General features: G+C 51.5%; 24 protein-coding genes. 16 read left to right on the forward strand and 8 right to left on the reverse strand.

Annotated elements, in window-relative coordinates:
- Window positions 1-8 precede the first annotated feature (8 nt).
- Window positions 9-638 (forward strand): helix-turn-helix transcriptional regulator, encoded by a 630-nt coding sequence (locus B1728_RS20990; protein WP_079912362.1) that lies wholly within the window; start codon window positions 9-11, stop codon window positions 636-638.
- Window positions 639-735: 97 nt separating this feature from the next.
- Here B1728_RS20990 and B1728_RS20995 read toward each other — a convergent pair whose 3' ends face one another.
- Window positions 736-1,308 (reverse strand): TetR/AcrR family transcriptional regulator, encoded by a 573-nt coding sequence (locus tag B1728_RS20995; RefSeq protein WP_079912363.1) that lies wholly within the window; start codon window positions 1,306-1,308, stop codon window positions 736-738.
- A gap of 169 nt (window positions 1,309-1,477) precedes the next feature.
- Here B1728_RS20995 and B1728_RS21000 point away from each other — a divergent pair, with 169 nt between their 5' ends.
- The 3 genes from B1728_RS21000 to B1728_RS21010 all read left to right on the forward strand — a co-directional run bounded on the left by B1728_RS21000 (window position 1,478) and on the right by B1728_RS21010 (window position 4,616).
- Window positions 1,478-3,151, forward strand: coding sequence for an MFS transporter (locus B1728_RS21000; RefSeq protein ID WP_079912364.1), 1,674 nt, complete (start codon window positions 1,478-1,480; stop codon window positions 3,149-3,151).
- 159 nt (window positions 3,152-3,310) lie between these two features.
- Window positions 3,311-3,685: a DUF805 domain-containing protein gene (locus B1728_RS21005; RefSeq protein WP_079912365.1), complete on the forward strand. Its 375-nt coding sequence runs from the start codon at window positions 3,311-3,313 to the stop codon at window positions 3,683-3,685.
- Window positions 3,686-4,133: 448 nt separating this feature from the next.
- On the forward strand, window positions 4,134-4,616 hold the full coding sequence (locus B1728_RS21010; protein ID WP_079912366.1) for a hypothetical protein: 483 nt from the start codon (window positions 4,134-4,136) through the stop codon (window positions 4,614-4,616).
- Window positions 4,617-4,668: 52 nt separating this feature from the next.
- Here the strand turns inward: B1728_RS21010 and B1728_RS21015 are convergent, their stop codons facing one another.
- A complete protein-coding gene (locus B1728_RS21015) occupies window positions 4,669-5,034 on the reverse strand; it encodes a hypothetical protein (RefSeq protein WP_079912367.1) in 366 nt (121 codons plus the stop codon).
- Between the two features lie 77 nt (window positions 5,035-5,111).
- On the opposite strand from B1728_RS21015, the gene B1728_RS21020 reads away from it, so the two are divergent.
- The 4 genes from B1728_RS21020 (at window position 5,112) to B1728_RS21035 (ending at window position 7,859) form a co-directional block, all read left to right on the forward strand.
- On the forward strand, window positions 5,112-5,648 hold the full coding sequence (locus B1728_RS21020; RefSeq protein WP_079912368.1) for a histidine phosphatase family protein: 537 nt from the start codon (window positions 5,112-5,114) through the stop codon (window positions 5,646-5,648).
- Between the two features lie 39 nt (window positions 5,649-5,687).
- A complete protein-coding gene (locus B1728_RS21025) occupies window positions 5,688-6,335 on the forward strand; it encodes a hypothetical protein (RefSeq protein WP_079912369.1) in 648 nt (215 codons plus the stop codon).
- A gap of 235 nt (window positions 6,336-6,570) precedes the next feature.
- Window positions 6,571-7,041, forward strand: a complete 471-nt coding sequence (locus B1728_RS21030; RefSeq protein WP_079912370.1) for a GNAT family N-acetyltransferase — start codon at window positions 6,571-6,573, stop codon at window positions 7,039-7,041.
- 50 nt (window positions 7,042-7,091) lie between these two features.
- Window positions 7,092-7,859, forward strand: a complete 768-nt coding sequence (locus B1728_RS21035) for a nucleotidyltransferase domain-containing protein (protein WP_079912371.1) — start codon at window positions 7,092-7,094, stop codon at window positions 7,857-7,859.
- Between the two features lie 100 nt (window positions 7,860-7,959).
- Here B1728_RS21035 and B1728_RS21040 read toward each other — a convergent pair whose 3' ends face one another.
- Both B1728_RS21040 and B1728_RS21045 read right to left on the reverse strand, forming a co-directional pair.
- Window positions 7,960-8,202, reverse strand: a complete 243-nt coding sequence (locus B1728_RS21040) for a zinc ribbon domain-containing protein (RefSeq protein ID WP_079912372.1) — start codon at window positions 8,200-8,202, stop codon at window positions 7,960-7,962.
- A 75-nt stretch (window positions 8,203-8,277) separates the two neighbouring features.
- Window positions 8,278-9,264 (reverse strand): helix-turn-helix transcriptional regulator, encoded by a 987-nt coding sequence (locus B1728_RS21045; RefSeq protein ID WP_079912373.1) that lies wholly within the window; start codon window positions 9,262-9,264, stop codon window positions 8,278-8,280.
- Window positions 9,265-9,383: 119 nt separating this feature from the next.
- Here B1728_RS21045 and B1728_RS21050 point away from each other — a divergent pair, with 119 nt between their 5' ends.
- The 3 genes from B1728_RS21050 to B1728_RS21060 all read left to right on the forward strand — a co-directional run bounded on the left by B1728_RS21050 (window position 9,384) and on the right by B1728_RS21060 (window position 12,267).
- Window positions 9,384-10,271 carry an SDR family oxidoreductase gene (locus tag B1728_RS21050; RefSeq protein WP_079912374.1) on the forward strand — a complete coding sequence of 296 codons (888 nt, stop codon included), beginning with the start codon at window positions 9,384-9,386 and terminating at the stop codon, window positions 10,269-10,271.
- A 265-nt stretch (window positions 10,272-10,536) separates the two neighbouring features.
- Window positions 10,537-11,295, forward strand: coding sequence for a hypothetical protein (locus B1728_RS21055; protein ID WP_079912375.1), 759 nt, complete (start codon window positions 10,537-10,539; stop codon window positions 11,293-11,295).
- A 36-nt stretch (window positions 11,296-11,331) separates the two neighbouring features.
- Window positions 11,332-12,267: a phosphotransferase family protein gene (locus B1728_RS21060; protein WP_079912376.1), complete on the forward strand. Its 936-nt coding sequence runs from the start codon at window positions 11,332-11,334 to the stop codon at window positions 12,265-12,267.
- A gap of 134 nt (window positions 12,268-12,401) precedes the next feature.
- Here the strand turns inward: B1728_RS21060 and B1728_RS21065 are convergent, their stop codons facing one another.
- Window positions 12,402-13,472 (reverse strand): LLM class flavin-dependent oxidoreductase, encoded by a 1,071-nt coding sequence (locus B1728_RS21065; RefSeq protein WP_483310990.1) that lies wholly within the window; start codon window positions 13,470-13,472, stop codon window positions 12,402-12,404.
- A gap of 350 nt (window positions 13,473-13,822) precedes the next feature.
- Entirely contained in the window at window positions 13,823-14,656 is an 834-nt protein-coding gene (locus B1728_RS21070) for a helix-turn-helix transcriptional regulator (RefSeq protein WP_079912377.1), read from the reverse strand.
- A 150-nt stretch (window positions 14,657-14,806) separates the two neighbouring features.
- Here B1728_RS21070 and B1728_RS21075 point away from each other — a divergent pair, with 150 nt between their 5' ends.
- Window positions 14,807-16,192, forward strand: a complete 1,386-nt coding sequence (locus B1728_RS21075) for an MFS transporter (RefSeq protein ID WP_256865446.1) — start codon at window positions 14,807-14,809, stop codon at window positions 16,190-16,192.
- 157 nt (window positions 16,193-16,349) lie between these two features.
- Entirely contained in the window at window positions 16,350-16,787 is a 438-nt protein-coding gene (locus tag B1728_RS21080) for an NUDIX hydrolase (RefSeq protein WP_079912378.1), read from the forward strand.
- Window positions 16,788-16,807: 20 nt separating this feature from the next.
- Here the strand turns inward: B1728_RS21080 and B1728_RS21085 are convergent, their stop codons facing one another.
- Complete coding sequence (locus B1728_RS21085) at window positions 16,808-17,536, reverse strand: sulfite exporter TauE/SafE family protein (RefSeq protein WP_218672314.1); 729 nt, start codon at window positions 17,534-17,536, stop codon at window positions 16,808-16,810.
- Window positions 17,537-17,793: 257 nt separating this feature from the next.
- Between B1728_RS21085 and B1728_RS21090 the strand changes: the two genes are divergently transcribed.
- From B1728_RS21090 to B1728_RS21100, 3 genes are all read left to right on the forward strand, one after another.
- Window positions 17,794-20,922: an ATP-binding protein gene (locus B1728_RS21090; protein WP_079912380.1), complete on the forward strand. Its 3,129-nt coding sequence runs from the start codon at window positions 17,794-17,796 to the stop codon at window positions 20,920-20,922.
- 72 nt (window positions 20,923-20,994) lie between these two features.
- Window positions 20,995-21,762, forward strand: coding sequence for an RNA polymerase sigma factor (locus B1728_RS21095; protein WP_179136121.1), 768 nt, complete (start codon window positions 20,995-20,997; stop codon window positions 21,760-21,762).
- Between the two features lie 13 nt (window positions 21,763-21,775).
- Window positions 21,776-22,759 carry a hypothetical protein gene (locus B1728_RS21100; RefSeq protein ID WP_079912382.1) on the forward strand — a complete coding sequence of 328 codons (984 nt, stop codon included), beginning with the start codon at window positions 21,776-21,778 and terminating at the stop codon, window positions 22,757-22,759.
- Window positions 22,760-22,968: 209 nt separating this feature from the next.
- Here the strand turns inward: B1728_RS21100 and B1728_RS21105 are convergent, their stop codons facing one another.
- Window positions 22,969-23,895 (reverse strand): DMT family transporter, encoded by a 927-nt coding sequence (locus B1728_RS21105; protein ID WP_079912383.1) that lies wholly within the window; start codon window positions 23,893-23,895, stop codon window positions 22,969-22,971.
- Window positions 23,896-23,958 lie beyond the last annotated feature (63 nt).

A 23,958-nucleotide genomic window follows, 5' to 3' on the forward strand; every position in this document is an offset into this window, starting at 1 on the left:
ACGGTACCATGAGCAATTTGCATCGGATCCTGTGGTTCGACGAACGAATCCGCGCCAAGCGTTACCCGAATGCCAAGGACATAGCGGAGCAGTTTGAAATATCCGTTCGCCAGGCGGGGCGCGATATCGAATACATGCAAAGCTCGCTCCGAGCGCCGATATCGTATAATGCCAAGCATCGCGGCTACGAATATGAGGATGCGGCTTATATTTTACCTTCCGTATTTTTGACGGAGACGGATGTGCGGATTCTTAACTTTTTAATCTACAAGTATGAGGAAGCGGCACAGTCGATGGGATATATCGAAGGATTGGACCGGGTCGTGCAGACGCTCAAGCGCTTCGTTCCCTATCAGCCTGAAGAGAGCGAAATTCCGCTCCTGTATGCAGATGCGAAGCAGGCCAACATGAAACATAGCATCGACGAGGCTATTAAGAGGAGCCTGAAGCTTCATCTTACGTATCAGGACGGGGAAGATGAGTATACCGTCCTTGTACACCCGTATCGAATCTACTCCCAGTCCTCGCATTTGTATGTAATCGCCTTTTGCGAGCAATCGGGAGAAGTAGAATATTATGCTCTAGAGAAGATGACACGGATCGCTTTGACCGACACCGTATATAGCATGGTGAAATAGCGGTCCAAAGCCAGGTTGGAGACTGGCGTGGTTCTTGCCTGACGCCAGAAGAAGCATCGCCCCCTATCAGCCCGCAGTCTGATAAAGGGCGATGCTTTTAACCTGAAAAATGATGCTCAATCAACCGCTTGGCCGCACTCAGGAAATGTTCCGGCCGGAAGGAGGTCTTATCGATATAGGCGCTCATCATGGCCCCATCGCTAATGATGCGGAGCTGTGAAGTCAGCTCTTCCGGATCGCGAACGCCGCCTTTCATCGCAATTTCCTTCACCTTATCCCATGTCCGGTGGCGGTTCTCTACGGCGGACCGGTGACCCGGATGCTCCAGATCGGGAAACTCGACAACCGCATTCATAAATGGACATCCGCGAAATTCCGGATGAGTCATCCGCTCGACCAGTTCATCCAGAAGGGCATACAGCTGATCCTTCGGGGAGTCGGGAAAGCGCTGAATGGCTTGTTCAATGGATATTGATCTATTGCAATGCCTTTTCTCCAAATACGCGACGATAAGGCTGTCCTTGGTCGGGAAGTTGCGGTAAAAGCTCGCCTTGGCGACCCCGGATTCTTCGATGATCCTGTCGATGCCGACCGCACGAACCCCCTCTTTATAAAACAACCCGGAAGCGACGCGCAAAATGCGCTCCTTCGCCGTTTCTTTCTTTTCCATAGATGATCACCCAATTCCAAATGTAAGGAAAAACCGATATTGACATGAGACAGATCTGTCTGTATCATACGAATCAGTAATGGATGAGACAGTTCTGTCTCATTTATTGTAATCGAGCATACCTGCTTATGTCAATGTTCCCAGGGTGCATAAAGGAGGAGAAAGATTTATGTCTCAAGCGGCGGCACACGGCTCGCTAAATCGTCAGCAGTTGGAGGTTCATGCCCTCCAGCGTCCGCGTCTCATGCTGGCGGTCATTTTGCTATCGGTTTTTATGGCGGTAGCCAATATTTTTATTGTCAATGTGGCGACCCCTTCGATACAGCAGGGGCTCCATGCCGATTTCTTCGGCGTTCAATTTGTCATCTCCGCCTACACCCTGTCTTATGCCATCGCGCTTATTATCGGCGGCAGACTTGGCGACCGCTTCGGGCGGAGAAATATGCTGCTTGCCGGCGTCGCCGGCTTTACGGTCAGCTCCCTGTTGTGCGGGTTATCTACCGGAGTGGGGATGCTCGCCGTGATCCGGGTCGTGCAGGGCTTGAGTGCAGCCATGATCTCGCCGCAAATTTTATCGCTTATTCAAGCTCAATATGCGCCTGAGAAAAGAGGCAGGATATTCGGCCTTTACGGAGCTGCGCAGGGCATTGCCGCCTCTACGGGGCAGTTGATCGGAGGGCTGCTGCTGTATTGGAACCCCTGGAATCTGGAATGGAGAATGGTATTCTTCTTCAGCGTACCGATAGGCATCGCACTGTTGGGCATGATTCCTTTTATCGCCGACTCCAAGGAAAAGGTTCAATCGAAGCTGGATTGGTTCGGCGCTTCGTTAGTCGCCGCCGGCTTACTCCTGCTCGTGTACCCGCTAGTGCAGGGCCAAAAAGAGGGCTGGCCGGTTATCCTCATCATTAGCCTCTTCCTATCGATTCCCGTGCTGGCTTTGTTCGTCTGGGTACAGCGAACCATTTTGCGCCGCAACGGCGATCCGTTCATGAACGTGAATTTGTTCAAGCAGCGGGGCTTCAGCGTCGGGATGGCTGTCGTCTTCTTGCTTATGTCCTCCCAAGCCAGCTTCTTTTTAATCTCCGCTTATTTGTTCCAAATCGGGCTGGGATTTTCCCCGCTCAAAGCCGGAGCTGTCATTTTGCCCATGGGAATGGGGTATTTCCTTGCCTCACTCTTGTCCTCGCGCGTTGCCTCCCGGATAGGGCCGCATGTTCTGAGCCTAGGTTCAGTACTCACAGCAGGAGGGTACCTGTTCCTCGCGCTTACGGTGCAGGGCTCAGGGCTGTCGCCGAATATCGCCGCATGGCTGCCGGCGTTGACCATCCTTGGACTAGGCCAGGGCTTTATTGCCGCTCCGCTGACGAATGTCGTGCTTTCCAAGGTCAACAGACAGGATATTGGCTCTGCCTCCGGGATTTTGACGACAGGAATGCAAGTGGCTTATGCCATCGGAATCGCCCTTATCGGGATCGTATGGTTAAATTCGCTCAGCCACAATGCGGATAAGGCTGGCGCTCAGACCAAGGCGCAGCTTCGTCAGCAAACGGCGGTCTATGCGCCCCTGTCTACAGAACAAAGCGAAACCGCACTTTCCCGATTCCGGGTCTGCTATCCGGAATTCGTAAGCACCCGTGCTTCCGTTTCAGCTGGCTGTACCGATCTGGCCTCCTTCTCCCCTGAAGCCAAGAAGCTGTTCGCGGACGGGGTCCGGCAGGCGACCACAAGGAGCTATATGGCAGCCTTTGTCTTTTGTCTGTACGTGCTTGCGGTATATACAGTTTTGCTATTGCCTTTAAGTCTCATTTTAGCAAGAAAAACTAGGCCTGCCAGGCAGTAGGCTGTGAGCAATAGGTCCCCCTCTTCATAGGAGCGGGGACTTATTTTATATCATTTATGTAAAAAAATGCATATACCTATTAACTAATGTCATTTTCTTGCCGATAAAGTCAACCAAAGGAAATATTTATCAAAATGAAAATGAGGTGTGCGTGTACAAATGGAATGGTACATGAAAGTAATCAAAAATTACGCAGGATTTGAAGGGCGGGCAAGACGGCAGGAGTATTGGATGTTCGTTCTATTCAATGTTATTATCTCTGTTGTCCTGTCGTTATTAAGCAACATCACAAGTCTGTTCTCCATATTATCGATGCTTTATGCTTTGGCAATACTCGTACCGTCTCTTGCGGTTGGGGCACGTCGATTGCATGATACGGGAAGAAGCGGGTGGATGCTGCTGATTGGTTTGATCCCGATCATCGGGAGCATTATCCTGATTGTGTTTATGTGTCAAGACAGCCAAGCGGGTGATAATCAGTACGGCCCGAACCCTAAAGGTGATTTGTACGGAAATACGACTCACACTATGTAATGAAAAAGTGACCTCGAAAGAGGTCAAAGGTGTTGTAAAACTCTGTTTTGCGTGAACTATGCTACATAGGGAGGTGGGGTATGCCTCGGAGGAGTTTACGTCCGCCTTTGAAACCCGTGAAAATACCGCTAAATCCAATCCAATTCACGGGTTTCAACAGCTATGGGCTTTGTGTAGCAAAGCCTGCTTCGGAAGCCTGGCTGGAGGGGGATACCCCACTGGAGTATATTGGCAGTAGTTCAAGCTTCACAGGTTTTTCAACAGACTCTAGACCTCGAAAGAGGTCTCTTTTTTTGCCCAAAACCCGAAAGAACATGAAGAAGTTTTTCTCTTTAATTCGGTCTTTCGCTGTATTTTAATGAATAGAAGGAATCGATTCGGGAGAGGCGGGGTACAGGTGTCGTTAACCATTCTTTTTTTACTGGGAATTATAGGGGTTACGCTTGTTATGACATTCAGAGCTGCGCTGGCAAGGGCTATACTTGACGACAACGCCGTCGTTCAAAGATTGCGAGGAGCCGCATGGTTTCATCATTATTGGAAAGGCGGTCTGCTGCTGTTTGCGGTGAATGCCGCATTGTTTTTTACCGCCGTGCTTGGATTTTACGGGGCCATAATGTATTCCATACCGTACGTTCACATTCTGTTGATGCTTATTGCTGTCGTGGGGAGTATCTATGTATGGCTAATCATCAATCGCTCTTGGCGGGGGCTGCGGCGTGACCGCATCAAGATGGGATTGGTGGGAAGCAGCTTTTATGCTTTGTTAGTCATGATGTTCATGTATGGGCTGATGACACTTAAGCCATCGTATCCGGGTGAGGATACCTTTATGGGAGCCATTGGTCTCCTGTTCGCCATCGTTGCAGCCCTCGGTGCATTCGTCACCTGCTTGGTATTGACCGGCTTTTCGAAGAGCGATCAGAAATGAATCATAGGCTGTGAGAACTCGATCGGATGCGGGTCGGCCATACAGAGCTTCATTACTTATTATATCTGCGTCTGATCTCAGCCAGCTTGTTCTCCAGCTCATGCTCCAAATCCAGCTCAAAGAAATTTGCAAGCTTGCACAGATAAGCCAGACAGTCGGCAAATTCCTTCCCCAGATTTTCTTTAATTTCTTCCTTCGCCTGCAGGTAGGCTTCGTTTTGGTCCAGGCCTGCGTCCCTCAAATCCGCCGTTCTATACAGCAGGGTACGGAATTCCTCAGCTACCTCAGCAACCTCTGTCGTGAGCAGCATGTGAATATACAGCAGAAACTCCTTGCTGGATTGAAAGTCATTCTTATCGACCTTGTCCCAGCCCATATCCTCCTGAAAAGTCTGATACATTTGTTGAACCGCTTTCAATTAACCTCTTCCCTTCTGATCCTGTTATAAATTACAATTATTGTTATTATACGACATAGATAGGAGGAAGAACATACATGATTTATGTCATCAGGCACGGGCAAACCGATAGGAACAAGGAAGGCAGACTGCAGGGGAGACAGGGGCTTCCGCTCAATGACAGCGGCATCAAGCAGGCGGAATGGGTAAGAGACCATCTTCGGCACATACCGTTTGATTACGTCTTTTCCTCTCCCCAGGAAAGAGCGCTCCAAACGGCACAAATCATAACGGGGAAGCCGCCGATAACGGATCCGAGACTCGATGTGTTTGATCTGGGCGAAGCGGACGGACTAACCAAAGCGGAAGTCAAGATGGCCGGTGCCGTTCCCGATCCCGGCGTGTATGAAGGCGTTGAGGATGTGGACGGGTTTGTTAGAAGGGTTTTCGCATTTATGCATGAGCTCGAGAAAAAGTACGGCTTGCAACAGGCCCACATTCTACTATCTGGACACCGGTGTACGACGGGATGTATAGGGGCGTATTTCGAAGGTCTGCCCAAGGACGGCAACCTCTTGAAATTATCTTCAGACAATGGACAGTACAAAACGTATTCCTTCCGTTCGTTGAATTAGACATAACTATAATAAAATAAAACGAGGTGCATTACTAAGATGCCGCTGCCGATGATTCATTTCCAAGTTGCTGTTCATTTTTTCCGGAATGAGGATATTCCTGATTCTTTTATTCTTGGCAGTATAGCGCCGGATGCTATCCACATGAGAAAGAACGCAAGCAGAGAGGATAAGAAGAGAACTCATTTTGATGCTGAATCCGATACTAGTAAGCGGGAGCTCGTACAGAGGGAATATTCCCATTACATCAGCATGAATGCCGATGAGGAATGGAAATGGTTTGTTCGAGGATACTTTGCTCATGTGCTTACCGATTATTTTTGGGTGCAGCAAGTGTATTCCAGCTTTAAAGAGAAGGCTTTGGCTGATGGGCTGGAACCCGAATCGATGAGAAGAGCCTATTATCGGGATACGGATCAGATCGATTTCAACTACTATCGAAACAAACCGTGGACCGGCGAGGTTTGGAGCCAACTGATTCAATCCAAAGCCTTTGCTCTGGAGCCTTACGTTACCTTTGATGAAGTGAATTATTGGCGGTACAGGACGGTTCATTGGTTTGATCTGTTGGCCAAGGAGCCGGGAGAGACGCCGCGTTATATTACGGAGCCGATGACCGAGGAATTTAGCCAAGCTGTCGCCGAGCGCGTGAAACAGGTACTTACGGATTGGGACCCGACGCTTTAATATTTCGTCTAATGGCAGCTGGACATAAGAGTATAATCATTTATTACCTTTATTTGGTATGTGAATGAAGCATATTATTTAGGAAATGGCTGCTGCCTAAGGAGTTTGATGATCATTCGACATAGGCAAATCGGCAGACTACCGCGTGCCAAAGATGCGGAAAGCATAAGACTGCTTCAAAGCATAATGGACTTTTGATCATGGGATAATTGAACGATTAAGGGGAAGGAAGCGTATGATCTTTAGAGAATTGGATGAGCTGGATGAAAAGCTGAAGGCAGGCATGGAAGCATTGAGAGGCACCATGATCGTATCAAGGGGCCGCGTACATATTTTGCAGGAGCTGCCGGGATTTGCCGCAATGATCGGCGACGAGATCCAGGGCTTAATCACCTATCATCTGCGTGAGGACGAATGTGAAATTGTCTCTCTGGACAGCAAAATCGAGGGCAAAGGTCTAGGAACGAAGCTAATCCAACTTGTTATAGAAAAAGCAAGACAGAAGGGCTGCAGACGAGTCTGGCTGATTACGTCCAATGATAATATAAAAGCGATACGCTTCTATCAGAAAAGAGGCTTCGATTTAAAGGCTGTTTATCCCGATGCGATTACGGAAGCACGAAAAATAAAGCCCTCCATTCCATGGGTAGGGTACGACGGCATCCCTGTTCGGCATGAAGTTGAATTTGAGTATAGGGTAACGTAGCTGTAAGGTTGTTCTGCTCATAGATCGCTGCAGATGAGGAGGATGTCAGGATGACGATAACCCGTGAGACCATTATACAAGAAATCGCCGCCGATCTCGGAAGTCAGGACTATATACTGGCAATCTGGCTGGAGGGCTCGGACGGTACCGGGAGCTTGGACGAATATTCGGACATCGACATGGTGTGCTATACCAAGGAAGGCTTCGGAGAGGCCGCATTGTCGCGGCTGGATGATTGTATCGGACGCATGGGTGCGGTCGATATTGCCTATGAACAGCCGGGGCGGCCCGCCAATAACCGTTATAAGGTTTATCATATCATAGGGACCCCGGACCATTTGTTGATCGATGTGACCGTGCAGAGCGAGAGTATGCCCGTTGCATTTATCCATGAGGACCTGACCGTAGTACCGGTTGTTTTGATCGATAAAGCAGGCATTGTGAACATGGCGCATGTAGAGTCTGCTGCCCATCTATCCCGGCTTCGCCAGCAATGGCTGCAGGCCCAGGCTATATACAGTCAGAGGAGCCGGGCAGTGAAGTATACTAAGCGCGGGCTATTTTTGGAGTCGATGATCTACTATCAGAAATACGTTTTGCAGCCGTTGGTCGATGTGCTCCGCATCCTCCATACTCCTTATCAGGCGGACTGCTATTTAGTGCACGGTTCGAGGGATTTTCCGGCGGACGTGGTGCTGACTCTGGAATATCTATATGGGGTCAAAACCGTGCAAGATATAGCAGAGCGGATCGAGGCGTCCGATGAGCTGTTTCATCAGGCTGTGGCTGAGACGAAGGCCATGCTCTCCTGGGCATAGGCGGATTAGGGTAACCACTGCGCTAAGTCTTGAGCAGCACAAGCAGCCCTCCACACGGATAAAGTGATGGAGGGTTCTTGCTTTCCGGCGTTTATTAATCCTAGCCAAACAAAATATCCAGTACGGTTCCCAGCTGCCCTCGGCTTTTTCCTTCAAGAATACTGGGATTGTACACTTCGACGAAACCGCAATGCTCACAGGAAACAAACAGAAAATGATTGTGTTGAATATCTAGGAGCTTGCTTAACCCGGTTCCTGTCATAGCAACTTCCTTGATTCTGCAGCTAGTGCCGCTGCATTTAGAACACTTGAACTTTTCCTGGATGGCATCCTCGATTCTCATCAGCATTCGCCTCCTATTTATTTACAACTATGACGAGTGGTTGTAATAGAAAGTTCCGGTCTCGAAGAAAAAGAATCAGTCATACATCGTCATAATAGCCTGTGCCCCTGCCACGACGGCTTGCCGCAGCTCTGCGGGTTCCAGAATGAGAAGCCGGGCCCCGAACCCCAGTATGATCCCGACAGCCGATTCCAAGGTATTGAATGCCAATTCAGCCTCATACCATCCGTCAGGGGAGGGTTCGCTCCACGCTTGGATGCGGACATAACGTGTCTGCTCCAATCGGGCACGGGCCTCTTCGTGCACCCTTGCGCGTGCCGGATAAGTCGGCAGATCCGCGCGGAATCGGTTCACCGACTGCTCCCAATAGGAGGCAAGCTGAAAGCCTTCCGGCCGTACGGCGGGTGCTGACAGCATTTCCGCCGCGCGAATGCGCGAGATACGGTAGGTTCTTGGCTCGACAGTTTTCATATTTTGGGGGTCGCTAGCATTCGAATCAGCAGGAAGCGCAACAAGGTACCAAAGCGTGCCCTTCACTACAAGGCCTAACGGATGCACCGTGCGATAGCCGGATCTGCTTTCCGATACGTAGTCCATATGAAGCTGCCGCCCTTCCCAGACGGCCTCTTGCACAAGGTGCAAGAGCGGCACATTCTCTCCGGACGGATGCCATCCGGCTCCGTCCACGTGCAGCCTCTCGCGGGTGTACTCGACATCCCGCCGCAAGGTGGGGGTCAATGAGGCCAGCAGCTTAAGCAGCGCGGCCTCAAAGGTACTGTCCCAGCCGAGATCGGCGACATGACGATGGGGCTTGGCAGCGAGTAAGGAGACGATCTCGCTCTTGTTCATGTTGGCCCAGTCTGTGCGATATCCCTCCATCAGCTTCCAGCCTCCTTGCGAACCTCGTTCGGCATAGACAGGTATGCCTGCAGCGCTAAGCGCCTCCATATCACGGAAGATGGTTCGTACGGATACTTCTAATTTTGCAGCCAGCTCATTCGAGGTCAGACTGCCCTGCGTATGCAGCAGGAGCATAATTTTCAAAAGCCGGTCCGCTCTCAAAGGGCATCACTTCCTTGCTCATGGTTTTCTTTTATTTTATCACATATATATGACAGTCCTTGACATGATTACTTTGTTATCTTAAAGATGAAACTAAGAGAGAAGGAGCTGCTAGTAGGATGAGCATTCATGCGAACAAGCCCTTGGAAGGGCGCGTTGCTCTAGTTGCCGGAGCGACACGTGGTGCGGGCAGAGCCATCGCAATCAAGCTGGGAGAAGCGGGGGCGACAGTGTATGTTACCGGCCGGAGCACCAGAGGCAACCCGTCCCCGATGAGGAGACCGGAGACCATTGAGGAAACCGCTGAGCTGGTCACTGCCAGGGGAGGCTTCGGCATATACCACGCTGTGGATCATACAGAGGAGTCCCAGGTGAAGATGCTGTTCGAGCGCATAAGCGATGAGCAGAAGGGACGGCTGGATATTCTCGTCAATGACGTATGGGGCGGGGAGATGCTCGTCCACTGGGGTACGGGCTTCTGGGAAAGCCCGCTGGCAGACGGCCTCCTTCTCCAAAAGCAAGCGGTGCACTCGCACATGATCACTTCGTATTACGCCGCGCCTCTTATGGTAAAACGTAAGCGGGGACTCATCGTCGAAGTGACCGACGGGGTAGGCTATCACTATCGGGGCAATCTGTACCACAGCCTTGCCAAAATCGGAGTTTCTCATCTAGCTCAAGCGATGGCGGCCGATCTAAAGCCGCATGGCGTTGCCGCGGTTTCGGTGACCCCTGGATTTTTGCGCTCCGAAGAAATGCTGGAGCATTTCGGGGTTACGGAGGAGAATTGGCAGGAAGCAGGGAAGAAGGATATTCATTTCCTGCAATCGGAGACTCCGTTTTTCGTCGGGCAGGCGATTGCTTCCTTGGCGGCGGACCCTCGAGTGATGGATAAAACCGGCCAGCTCCTCAGCTCATGGGGATTATCGGACGATTACGGATTTGCCGATGAAGACGGCCGACGCCCGCACTGGGGACGCTACGCGGAGGAGCAGGGCTTCAGTTAAAATGAATTCGGCTTGAACCAAACTATTTTCAAACAATTCGGCGTATAAATAAAGGATCGCAGACTGCTATGCCAGTACTTCGATCCTTTTTTCTATGAATCATCATTGCTAAACGAACATTTGTTTGGTAAAATTACAATAATATGGTACAGTATGTCAGTTTGGCAAGTCCAGTTCACTTGATGACATCGTCTTCTAGAGTGTTGGATCAGAGAGCTTTCCAATCCATTCATCAGGATGGCTCGGCCCTAAAGGAGGGGACAGAATGATTAAGAGAAAACTGACCGCCGCCTACTTCACTTCTTGGGCTATCGTGCTGTGGGTTTCATTTCCCTTCGTGTCTCTGGAGGGAGCTTGGAATGCCGCCCAGAACTATTTGTCCTGGGCTTCTATCATTGCGATGTATGCCGTACCTTCCATTTTTCTGTACGGTATTCTTATTTCCTCTCTGTTGGAGCTGGGCGCAGCGAAGCTGAAAGTTTCCGGTCCTGTCGAATGGATAACGTCCGGCTTGCTGCATGCTGTCTTCGGGCTTTTATTCGGTTTTGTCCTCCAATCTTCCATGTTCAGCATCATGGGCGGGGCTTCGGCGATCTTATTCTTTCTTATTGACAGAATCATTCTGGCGTTTCTTCCGTACCTTAGACGGAGCTTACGCGTTGTACTGTTCAGCGCACCCCTTCTTCTTTTTGGAATATCCGCAGGATCGATCTATGCTCTCTCGCCACCCAAGCCGCCCTTTACCAGTACGGATGCCGTGCAATTCGCGACTTCGGGCACCGGAACGGTAATCGACTTATTCCCTAAGCAAGCCGGTATGGTGAAGCTTCAGATCGAAGGGTATGATGTAGAGCGAGAAACGGCCGTGGAAGAAACCGGGGAAAAAGAAAAGTATCTGGTACATTTCATAGAGCGTTGGAGCAAGGGGGAAGAAAAGGGAGAACACCGCATGATTTATGAGGTGACCCGAGGTGCGATGGGAGGAAAGGGCGGCGGAGGCGACGAGCCGCCTTATAGGAGGTAAGGGAGCAACTAAATCTAAGCAAAGGATGGGAAAAGTATGGGTTCGATCGATGCGGAGCTTTCGGAACGCGTCCTGAGTTGGGTAATCCGGGCCGTACATCCCGAGGCGACAATTCTTTCCGTACAGCAGCTGCACGGAGGCGTGTCATCTTTGGTTCATGAGATCAGCTTGGCTGTACGCGGAGAAGTAAGCTCGGTCGTGCTGCGCCAGTTCCATGATGCGGAATGGGTTCGGGAGGAGCCGGATCTGGCTGTCCGCGAAGCGGAGAGCTTGCGCAGGGCGGTGCAGTCGGTCGGCGTGCAGACGCCGAGGCTGATTGCTTTCGACGCGACAGGGGATCAGTGCGGCATGCCGGCCCTAATGATGACCCGGCTCGAAGGCTCCGTTGTGCTGGAGCCGAGGGAGCCGAACCGGTGGCTGCAAGGAATGGCCGAAGTGCTGGCAGGCATTCATGCGTCGGATGCAAGTGGCTTTGGATGGACGTTTAAGCCGTACACCAACGCTGCCAAGATGGATGCATCTTCGTGGTCGAGGAATCCGGACAAGTGGCGGATGGCGGCCGAGATCGTCCAAGCCTCCCGCCCAGAGGCAGTGACACGTTTCATTCATCGCGACTATCATCCAACGAATATTTTGTGGAGCGGGGATAAAGTGAGCGGCGTGGTGGACTGGGTCAACGGCTGTCTAGGTCCGGCAGGCATCGACGTCGGCCATTGCCGCGTGAACCTTGCGCAGCTGCATGGTGTCGGTGCAGCCGACGCATTTTTGGAGTATTACCGGAATCGTACCGGAGACTCCTTTCAATACGATCCCTATTGGGATCTGGTTACCTTGATCGATTATGCCTTTTGGCCTCCTGACGTCTATGAGGGATGGACGGCGTTAGGGATGACCGGACTAACGAAGCAGATCATCATTGAACGGCTGGACTCGTATTTGATAAGCGTTCTAGACCGCGTGTCAGGTTGTTAAGGCTTGTTTTCAGTTGCATCGCTTTCAGGAATAGCCGCCTCGGGAGACGGTTGATGAAGCCGCACCAGAAACTACAAAAAGAAGTGTGGGAGAGCACACTTCTTTTTGTAATTTGGAGCTATAACTGGCCGCCGCTATCCTTGGGATTCGATGCGCTCCAGCTCCTTATGCACGATAGGCGCTACACGAGTGCCTAGCAGCTCGATGGCATGCATGATGTCGCGATGCGGCATCGTGCCGACGTTGATGTGGAGGAAGAAGCGGGTGACTCCCAGGTTTTTGCGCAGCAGGAGAATCTTCTCGGCTACGAATTCGGGATCGCCGACATAGAGCGCACCGCGAAGACTGCGTCCGGCATCAAAGGTGGAGCGGGTGTACGGTCCCCAGCCGCGTTCGCGTCCGATGACGTTCATTTGGGCTTGTGTCGGTGGGAAGAACAGGTCGGCCGCTTGTTCGGTTGTGTCGCCGACAAATCCGTGCGAATGGGTCGCGATCTCCAGCTTGTCGGGATCATGCCCGGCCCGGACGGCGGCCTCTTTATAGAGCGCTACTAACGGTGCAAAGCTCTCCGGCATACCGCCGATGATGGCGAAGGCGATGGGGAGCCCGAGCATCCCCGCGCGAACGGCGGATTGCGGATTTCCGCCGCTTGCAATCCATACGGGCAGCGGATCCTGCACGGAGCGGGGGTAAACCCCGAGATTATCGATGGGCGGACGATGCCCGCCGCGCCAGGTCACCTTCTCCGATGCTCTGATCTTGAGCAGCAACTCCAGCTTTTCCTCGAACAGCTCGTCATAGTCTTCCAGACTGTACCCGAAGAGCGGGAACGATTCGATGAACGAGCCGCGGCCGGCCATAATCTCCGCCCGGCCGTTGGAGATGCCGTCTAGAGTAGAGAACGCTTGATATACGCGAACCGGATCATCCGAGGACAGTACGGTTACTGCACTTGTCAACCGGATCCGCTTGGTCATAGCCGCTGCCGCAGCCAGCACAACGGCAGGCGAAGTACCTGCGTAGTCGGCCCGGTGATGCTCTCCAATGCCATAGACATCGAGACCGACCTGATCGGCCAGCACAATCTCCTCTACTGCGTCACGCAGACGTTCGGCATGGCTGATGCTTTTACCGGTCACCGGATCCGGAGTTGCTTCCAGAAACGTGCTGATTCCAATTTCCATTTTCTTTGCTTGATGGGCCATTTGATTTCGCCTCCTATATCCTATATATTACTCACTTTTTTATGGTTTCTCAACTAAAGTAAGTAAATAAAAGGGAAGGATGCGCCCGTGGAACGAGAAATCATCCGGGCAGAGCGGGAGCTGGCATCATTCCGTTCCCTTTCCGCAGTGTGTCCGGAGAATAAAATGCAGATCAAATGATAGAAGAAGTGGAGGTGCGAACATGGGGGATTGGCAAGGGTTTCTTGGACTATTATGAAGCTCATTCTGGATTAGAGGAATCGGACGATAACGGCAGACGGGTGCGATATCTTCACTGCCGCCGGCCGCCGAATCATCTGCTTGCACTTGTCATTAAGCTTGATTCGCCCTTACAGACTTAGAAGCTTTTTCATTTTATCGGGGGTATCGTCTAAAGGCATATTAATTGTCACTGTTAGGTGCGGTGACGTTGTCGAAAGAAACGAAATCTGATCGAAAACAAGACGTCCCGCTGCCGGATGATGATTGACCTTCAGCCCCTCAGGACCGCTTAACACATCATGCTGCGGCCACCAGGCTCTGAATTCTGCGCTGGTTCGGTTCAATTCCTCAATAAGACCGCTCCACCAAGGGTCGCCGACGAAATTTCCGTATAGGGCGCGAAAATTAGCCAGCCGATGCCGGGCATGATTCTCCCAGTTTTCCTGAAGCATCAGGCGGACATACGGGGACGTAAACGTCCGCCAGACCGAATTGCGCTCGCGGTCGGACATCGCCGCATAATCCCCATATACGAGACAAGCCGCCCGGTTCCACGCTACGATATTCAGGCGCTGATCGGTAACATATGCCGGACTTGTCCCTTGAAGATCGAGGAACGCTTGTAACGTTGAATCTACAGGTTCATCGATCGGTGCGGCGTCTGCTGGCAGCTGTTGAAGGGCAAGCATGTACAAATGCTTGCGTTCATTGGAATCTAGCTGAAGCGTGCGCGCAATGCTGTCCAGGACCTGTGAGGACACTTGAATGTCCCGCGCTTGCTCTAGCCAGGTGTACCAATCCACGCTGACTCCGGAGAGCAGCGCTACCTCTTCCCGGCGCAGTCCTGGCGTGCGGCGCCTTCCTCCGCCGGGAAGACCTGCCTGCTCAGGAGAAAGGCGTGCGCGCCTGGAACGTAAAAACTGGGCCAGCTCCATAAGCCGTTCCTTGGCCGTTGGTGCCATTAGATTCACCTGCCTCTAAAGAAGGATATTAGGGTAGGAGAATAACTCCTAGGATAAACCGTCATCTTCTTTGCTGCTGTCATCCATTATACACTCTCCCTGAAGAAAGCAACTGCTTTCAATTAGGGAATAGAAGGGAATGGAGACAAATTGGACAACATCGCGCAAATTCAGACGGAAACGTCGAATAAGATGACAAGGGCTTTGCTGCTTCTTGGCATATCGTTAGGATACTTTATGGTCCTCCTGGATACAACCGTCGTGAGCATTGCGCTCCCGGCAATTCACGCGGACATGGGCGGAGGCATCGTCGGCCTGCAGTGGGTCGTGAATTCATACACCCTGGTTTTTACAGGCTTTCTGCTCTCAATGGGGGGAATTGCCGACAAGCTGGGAGCCAAGCGGGTGTACGTTGGCGGTCTTGTCTTGTTTCTTGCCGCATCGGCCGTTAGCGCCGCCGTTCCCTCGCTTCCTTGGTTAATTGCCATGCGTGCGGTACTTGGCATCGGCGGGGCCGCTCTGATGCCTTCCTCGCTTTCGCTAATTGCCCGGGCTTTTCCTGAACCGGCGAAGCGTGCACGGGTTATGGGCATCTGGGCGGCGGTAACCGGAATCGCTATGGCGTCGGGCCCTGTTATCGGCGGATTTCTGGTCGATTCGTTTGGCTGGCGCAGCATATTTCTTCTTAACGTGCCGCTTGCTGCTGCCAGCGTTGTGTTAACATCCCGGCTGGTCCCGGAGACGCAACGAAACCGGGAAAGCGGCTTCGATTGGTTAGGACAACTGCTTGCGATTGCCGCAATAACAGCATTGTCCTTTGCAATTATGGAAGGGGAGGTCTATGGATGGGGCTCCCCGGTCATTGCCGGGGGTTTCGGCTTCTCCGCGCTGAGCATTCTTTGGTTCCTGATCCACGAAGCCAGGGCCAAGGCGCCGCTTCTCCCGCTTTCTATATTCCGTAATCCTACCGTATCCGCCGGCATGGTTAACGGGATGGCTATTAATTTCGGCTTATCGGCCGTTCTATTCATTCTGCCATTGTTCTATGAACAAATACGGGGTTTATCCGCTCATATGGCAGGACTTGCGCTTCTGCCGATGACCATTCCGCTCGCGGTGAATCCGGTGGTAACCGGGCGCATTGTGGGGCGCTTCGGAGCGCGAATCCCTATGACAGCCGGCTTCGCACTTACGGCTATTGGCGTGCTGCTGCAAACCGGAGCGGATACGGACACGGGCCATATTCTTGCAGCGATTGGATTGCTGCTAATCGGCCTCGGAGTCTCGCTCACGATCCCTTCGTTAATGACGGCCGTTATTTCTGCTGCGCCGAAGGAACAGACCGGCACCGTATCCGGCGCGCTTAATTCAAGCAGACAGCTCGGGGCTACCCTTGCCGTTGCCTTTGCCGGAGCGATCATAAACGGCAGCGAATCGTTCACAGCCGGGATGCGTGTATCATTCCTGGCTGCTGCAGTGATTTTGTTAGGCGGGAGCCTGCTTTCTTACCTGCTGATGGGCCGCAGGAAGGGATAGAGCAGTCCCAGCTGCGATAGCTCGTATCAGTCCAGTCCTCTAGGTTTAGGGGGCTGGCCCTCTTGGCAGAGTAACTTTCCGATAAAGTGCTTCCCCACACCAGGGGCGGTTCATTTTCCACAAAACAATAAATCCCAATAAGAACGGAGTGCCTCATTTGAAAAAAATTCATGTAGCATTGGGCTGGATAACGGATGACGCGGGTAACGTCCTCCTGGTGAAAAACGTGAAAGGGGATAGAACCTACTGGGATCTTCCGGGGGGTGCGGTTGAAGAGGGCGAGACCTTCGAGCAGGCTGCGGTGCGCGAAGCGAGAGAGGAAACCGGACTTCATGTCGTCCTTACGGGTCTGAGCTCATTGAGAGAGAAGATTTTTTCAGAGACCGGCAGCCATGCTGTAATTGTCACTTTTTTTGCCCAAATCACTCATGGCGATATGAGCTGTCAAGGAGATCCGGATCAAGATATCACCGAGCTTCGCTGGGCGGATATGGACACAGCCCGGCGGCTCATGCCTGCCCTGTTCGAGGAGTTGAGGTTAAGCTCTGCGGGTGATAAACAGGCTCCATTCTATGCTTATCATGGGACCGTATAACCATTCTGAGCCATCCTGCATTAGTGAAAGGCCGCCCACAGCAGAGATATCCCCGAACAGAACAGCAGCACGTCCAATACGTAATGGAAGGATGCGGCGTTCATTCTTTTTACAATGGCCTTGGCTCCAAAAGTGCCGAGCATGAGGGAGCTGCCGACGATAACACCTTTGAGGATCATGTCCGCCGGCAGGGCTCCGAGCTCCCGAAACGTGGCGATTTTACTGAAATAAATGGCAAGCGAGCTGGCGGCTTCCGTAGCTAGAAATGCTCCCTTGGTTAGACCGAAGGAGGTAAACGCAGGCACACTGAGAGGTCCTGTAGATAAAACGATTCCTGTTAAAAAGCCGATGACAGCTCCGGCAGCCGAAAGCTGCCACAGGGAGATACGTATCTGCTTGGATTGCAGCCAGTGCCTGACAGGGATCATCGCCAGAAAAAATAGAGCCAGCCCAATATCAACCCAATGAGCGGGTAATTCCCATAGCGTACGTGCCCCTAATGCAGCAAAGGGGATGCCGGGAAGCGAGTATGCGGCGAATGCTTTCCAATGAATTTCTCGTCTCCAGGTGTAGACCCTTGCGATATTGGCCATGACGGCGGCTACGGCCATAATGGGTACGGCTTGCTTGGGACCGAAGGCAACGATCAGAACAGGCATTAACATGATGGATGAGCCAGTTCCGATGATGCCGCTTATGGCGCCTGCCGCCAGCCCTACAACCAGGACGAATAAATAGGATGATTCCAAGACGTACACTTCCTTTATCATAGGGGCAATTTCTATAAAAGCTATTATTTTTCTATATTATCCGCCTCATGCTTCCAAGCTTATGATATATTTAAAGAGGACGGGTAGCAATGATCAATCAGCCCAAGGTATTGAAAAAGTGATTGAATATAAGCTGGTTGCTGCTTCGGATCAGCCGCCTCGTTGCCCTAAACCGTCTTCAAAGATTACACACCTAGCATAATAGCCTGGTTTTAAAAAAAGGAGCAACAAAGATCGTGCCCAATGTATCTGCTCTAGGAACGAAGGATTACAAATCCTACATAAAATATTTCTTCATATTCACTCTGTTTGTCACGGTTCTTCTAGGCTTTCGGCTGCTTTGGTCCGAGGTATTTCCAAACCCGAAGCATCCCCTTGCTGAGAAAGGCGTGCTTGACATGCGCGGTTGGAACTTTGAGACCTCACATGCCATCAGTCTTAACGGGGAGTGGGAGTTCTACCCGTCAGCCTTCATCTCGAACGAAGCATCCTCCAGCCGCTCTTCCGAAGCCCCACATTATCTCCAGGTTCCTGGGGACTGGCGCAGCGCTTTCCCGGAAGGTACCGATACGTCATACGGATACGGGACCTACCGGCTTCGTATTTTGGTCGACTCTGCCTTAGAGCAGCCTTATGCAGTCTGGATTCAGGACATCCAAGCCTCTTCCGTCGTAGAGATTAATGGTCAAAAACAAAAGGAATTCGGCCATCCGGCAGAAAATCAGCAAAATTATAAGCCTTATAATGTTTCATATACCGTTACGTATGAGGCCAATGGGGCGAAGGAAATCGAGCTGCTTATCCGTGCGGCTAATTTTGAGCATCCTTTTTTAGGGGGCATAGCCAAATCGATCCGATTCGGCTCGCAAGCGGCCATAGATTTTGAGCGTTGGTATTCCATCGGCTTTCAGCTTGTGACGTTCGTCGTTCTGCTGCTGCATGGCCTATACGCATGTATATTGTATCTGTTCTATCCAAGGCAAAAAGCACTTCTTGTATTTTTCCTGCTGCTCCTGGCCGCGGCGCTTACGGTTGTGTCCGATAATGACAAGATACTCCAGCTCTGGTTTCCGATCAATTACATGTGGATACAAAAAATCCGATTGTTCGCCTACATGGGGGTTTCATTTTTTATTTTATATTTGACTAAAATGTTATATGGAAAGTCGGGCAATCGACGGTTGTTTCATCTGTATATCCTTCTGCTCGTACTATATTCGATCTTCATCGTATTCGCATCGCCTCCGCTTATTTATTATTCCAGAAAAGCAATGCTCTTCGGGTTCTTGTATTTGTTTCCTATGCTATGGTTTGTCTATCTGGCCATCAAGATGGTGCTAAGACAGCAAAAGGACTCCATCTATCTGCTGCTTGCGATTATAAGTATTGCTTCAAGCATCCTTTGGGGATTGTTTCAATTCACCGAAAAGGTTAGCAACGTATTTTTTCCGGTCGATATGATTGCGGCTATTATCGCGTTCTCCTCCTATTGGTTCAAGCAGTATTTCCGCAATGCCGAGGAAAATGCGAGACTGAACAAGCAGCTTCGGGAGGCTGATAGGCTTAAGGACCAGTTTCTCGCCAATACATCTCATGAGCTAAGAACCCCGCTGCATGGGATTTTGAATATTTCCCAAAGCCTTATGAACAGACAGCGGCATCCGTTGGATAACAAAAGCATGGAGGACTTGCAACTGCTCGTCATGATCAGCACCCGGATGTCTCATATGGTGGAGGATTTAATGGACGTGGCGCGTCTTCAGGAGAAGCGCATTGTGCTGAAGAAGGAACCCTTGGCGGTCCGCTCCATCGTCTCTGGTGTTTTCGGTATGCTTGCGTTTATGACGGAGAGCAAGCCCGTTCAGCTGGAAATGAAGATCCCGGAGACGATACCGCCTGTTCTTGCAGATGAAAAAAGACTAACGCAAATTTTGTTCAATCTGGTTCATAACGCTCTAAAGTACACTATGCAAGGGACGGTAGCCGTATCTGCCCGAAGCGAAAACGGCCAGGTCGTTATTGAAGTTTCCGATACAGGGTATGGCATGGATGGTAAGACGCAGTCCCGTATTTTCAACAGATACGAGCAGGGATTTCACGGCGGCAGTAATAGCTCGGGAATTGGACTCGGGTTAAGCATCTGCAAGGAGCTTGTGGAGCTTCACGGCGGGGATATTGCGGTTCGCTCCAATCTTGGTGAAGGCTCTGTATTTAGCTTCACGCTGCCTATGCTGGATTTGCAGGAAATGCCTGCATCAGACCTTGTGGCGTGCGGCATAGACACACCGCCCCGGCTCCTTCCGGAAAGCGTAGCAGGTCCATACCCATACCCTTCTATCGAGGTGGAATCGGTACCTTTTGAAGAAGGAAGGGCTAATATACTTGCAGTAGACGATGATCCGGTGAATCTGAAGGTGCTTGCAGGCATTCTCGGAACAGAGCCTTACAATCTCAAATTAGTTTCCTCTGCGGACGAAGCATTGTCCTTGCTCGGCACGGAGCAGTGGGATTTGATTATCGCCGATGTAATGATGCCGCAAATGTCCGGCTACGATCTGACGCGTTTGGTAAGAGAGCGCTTCTCTGTATCAGAGCTTCCTGTCTTGCTGCTAACGGCACGTAACGAGCCCGCGGATATCTATGCGGGATTTAAGTCCGGCGCTAACGATTACGTCGCCAAGCCGGTCGATGCATTGGAGTTAAAATACCGAATCCGGTCCTTAATTGCGTTGAAGCAGTCGGTTCACGAACATCTTCGCATGGAGGCCGCCTATCTGCAGGCGCAAATACAGCCTCATTTTCTGTTTAATACCTTGAACTCCATTATGGCCTTGAGTGACCTGGATACCGATCGGATGCGCAAGCTGGGGGATGCGTTTATCGAATACCTGCGAATCAGCTTTCATTTTCTAAATACAGGCAGCCTGGTACCTCTTTCTCATGAGCTGAAGCTTGTCCGTACTTATTTGTATATCGAGAAAGAACGCTTTGGTGACAGGCTCTCCATCCTGTGGGAAGGGAATGAGGATGAGACGTTGCTTCTTCCGCCGCTGACCATTCAGCCGCTGGTAGAAAATGCGGTGAGACATGGCATTCAAAGCCGCGCAAGGGGCGGGACGATACGTATCCGGATCGATCGCAAAGGGGATTGCATTCTCATAGAGGTTCAAGACGATGGGAAGGGGATGAAGGCCGACGACATCCGCAAGGCATTGGACCCAACGAAGAAGAAAGAATGGGGCGGGATCGGACTTACCAATACGAATCGGAGATTAAAGCAAATGTATGGCAGCGGGCTGACGATTCAAAGCCTGGCGGATCAAGGTACCACGGTTTCATTTGAAATTCCGGTAACCTCGTTGTAAGATTTCTCCTCCGAATGGCATCTAACTGTTGATACGAATGGTAACCAACATGGACACGTAGGGGTGAATGGGTTGATTACGCAATGGTTTGAGGACTCTGCCGTTTCTGATGGAACTAGGGATGATGCGGAGGAGGTCATAAGCCTACAGGATGACCGGCTGGTAGATCGTGCTCGTACAGGGGATCGTGAGGCATTCGGGGAGCTGGTGCGAAGGCATCGGGAGAGGGCTCTAGGCTGGGCAGCCACCATCACACAGGATGGGCATCTGGCGGAGGATATTGTTCAGGAGGCACTGGTGGCCGCGTTTTTGCGGATTGAAACGTTGATGGAGCCGGGCAAATTCCGGTATTGGCTGCAGCGGATCGTCCGGAATCAGGCAATGATGAAGCTTCGCAGGGGAGGGCCGGGCGGAAGAGAGAGCTCCTTTTCCGCGTTGGAAACACGGCAATTCCCGTCCTCTCCCACGGGCGACGGCTTCATGCTGGATCGCCTGTTATATCGCATGACGGTACGCTTGGAGGAAAAGCCAGGTCCTCATCAAGATCCCCAGGTCCAGTGGATGCGCAAGGATCTGTATAACGGGTTGTATCAGCTGCTCCAATGCTTGACGGCGAAGGAACGGGCTATCTTCGAGGCCCATGTATTCCGCCAGTTTACTCCTGCGGAGATTGCCGAAGCGCTGGGTGTCTCCATCGGCTCGGTCTATACGGCGATCTCCCGTTCACGTACGAAGGTGCAGAGGGAACGCATTCGTGTCTATTTTCAAGGTTTTTTGCTGGAAAAGCAGCAGCAGGGGAAGCCTACCCGCCGAGTGCTTGTACAGCCTATACGAATGTGAGGAGATGACGGAGATGACAGAGCGTTCCTGGGACAAGACGTATACCGCAGCAGCGCAATCGATTTATGCAGCACTGCAATACACGGACAAAAAAGACGACTATTCCCTGATTGATGTGATGGGGCTGACCGGCCATGCATTTCGAATCAACATTCATCCTGCGGATGTAAGCCCTGCGGGACCGACCATGTTCTCGCCTATGGAGCTGCTGGAAAAGGGATTGAATCTTCTTGGATTCCGGTGCGAGCAGCTTCATGGCTTTCGGACACCGGCACCGCCGGAAAAGCTGGAGCAAGCGATCCGATTCGCTCAGGAGACGATCGACCGCGGGATCCCGGCCATCGGATGGAGTCTGTTTATTCCGGAATTCGGGGTCATATACGGATATGACGACGAGCTGCAGGAGCTTTACTGCAAAGATCCTTCTCATGACGGGCCCTTGCCCTATGCCAAGCTGAATGAGCTGCCGTTAAACTTCGTCTTCATGCTGCGAATTCTTGAATCGGTTCCCAGCGATCCGGTAAAGGAGCTGACAGCGGCTTTGGAGCGGGCGATACAATTCGCCCATGAGGAAGCTCCTACTTTGTCCAAAGAGTATAGACACGGATTAGCTGGCTACGATGCCTGGATTCAGGCCTTCCAGAGCCGTACCGTAAACCCGTTCGGCAATGCTTACAATGCCGAGGTGGTTGGCGACGCAAGGGAGTATGCCGCCCGGTTTCTCAAGACTTTGCCTGATAGATGGATTGGAGTCAAGGAAATTGGGGAACCTTTCCGGGAATTGGCCCGGGAAGCGGGGGAGCATTATGAGCAGGTAGCGGAAGTCTTTCGTCAATTTCAACAGCGGTTTCCTCATCCACACGGCGGCGAACCGAACGATCCGGAGCAGTCTCGGGAAGCAATCCGGTTACTGGAGCTCGCCAAGCAGAGCGAGGCGTTGGGAGTAGCTGTGCTGGAGCGAATGTATGAGGATATTTCAATAGCTGTCGGCCGTTAAGGCCGATAGCTTTTTCTTTTTTTAAGGTAGGAGGCTTAAATCTCACCTCTCTATTATCCAACTTATGGTAATATAGAATGCATAAAAAGAGAGGACGAAATGAAGCTTCAGCTTAAAGGTGTCTTCAAGCTGGTACTGATCGTCAAGCCTGAAAGCCATTTTTTCATAACTACACCGCCCGCCTTATATCTGTTTATGAAAATGGTAGTTTATTTTTTGACGGCAGCCAAGCGTGCTTCCGCAGCATGACTCCTGGACACATGCCAAATTCCTAAGCAAACAAAGGCGCTGCCTACAAGGTGGGCCGCCGAGACCGGCTCCTTCAGCACGGCATACGACAGCAGCAGCGTGCTGATGGGGATGCATCCGGTATAGACGGCGACAGTTCCCGCAGATACTTTGGCAACGCCGCGGAACCATAGGATATAGGCGAGAGCAGTGACGAAAACGCCGTAGTACAGCAGCATGCCGAATTCCTTCAGATGAATAGAAGCGAAGTCATATTGGTTAGCCTCGACCAGCGCGAACGGGGTAAACATCAAGAAGGAGAACAAGGTCACATAAGTTGTTCCGACCAGGGAGGATACGCTGCTTGCCGTCATTTTCCGCAGAATGGTGAGCATCGCTTCCCCGCATACAGCCGCCAGAATGAGAATCAGACCGAAGGAGGAGCTTGCTGAGTGGAGCGAAGAGGCTGATACGAACCAGGCCGGAGCTTGAATGCTGATAATCCCCAATAAGGAACACGTTATCCCAATGAGGAGCCTAGTCGTCAATCGTTCCTTCAGGAAAATAAAGGACAAAACGGCTACGGCAGCCGGAGTCAGGCTGGTTACGATGCCGGCCTCGGCGGCGGGTGCGGTCTTTAAACCGTAAAGCAGCAGCACGCGGAACAGGAACATCCCGAGGAACGCCTGTAAAAGTAAATACAGCAAGTCTTTTTTGGCCAGTGAAAGACTGGCGCTACGACTCATCCATACCATCGGGACCAGCAGTATCAAGGCAATGGCAAGGCTTATGGATTGGGATAAAAAAACGGGCAGCTGCATCGTGGTCCATTTGCCTGCTACGACAGAGCTTCCTATGAGAACAGCGGCGGCACTCAGCTCCAGGTAAGCGGTAGTTCGAACGTTCATCCGTTAAGCATCTCCTTTTACTTGGGTTCATCTTACTGTAGCAGGCTGCAACTGGTTGTTGGT

The organism is Paenibacillus sp. 32352 (genome assembly GCF_002042965.1).
GTDB lineage: Bacteria > Bacillota > Bacilli > Paenibacillales > NBRC-103111 > Paenibacillus_S > Paenibacillus_S vulneris.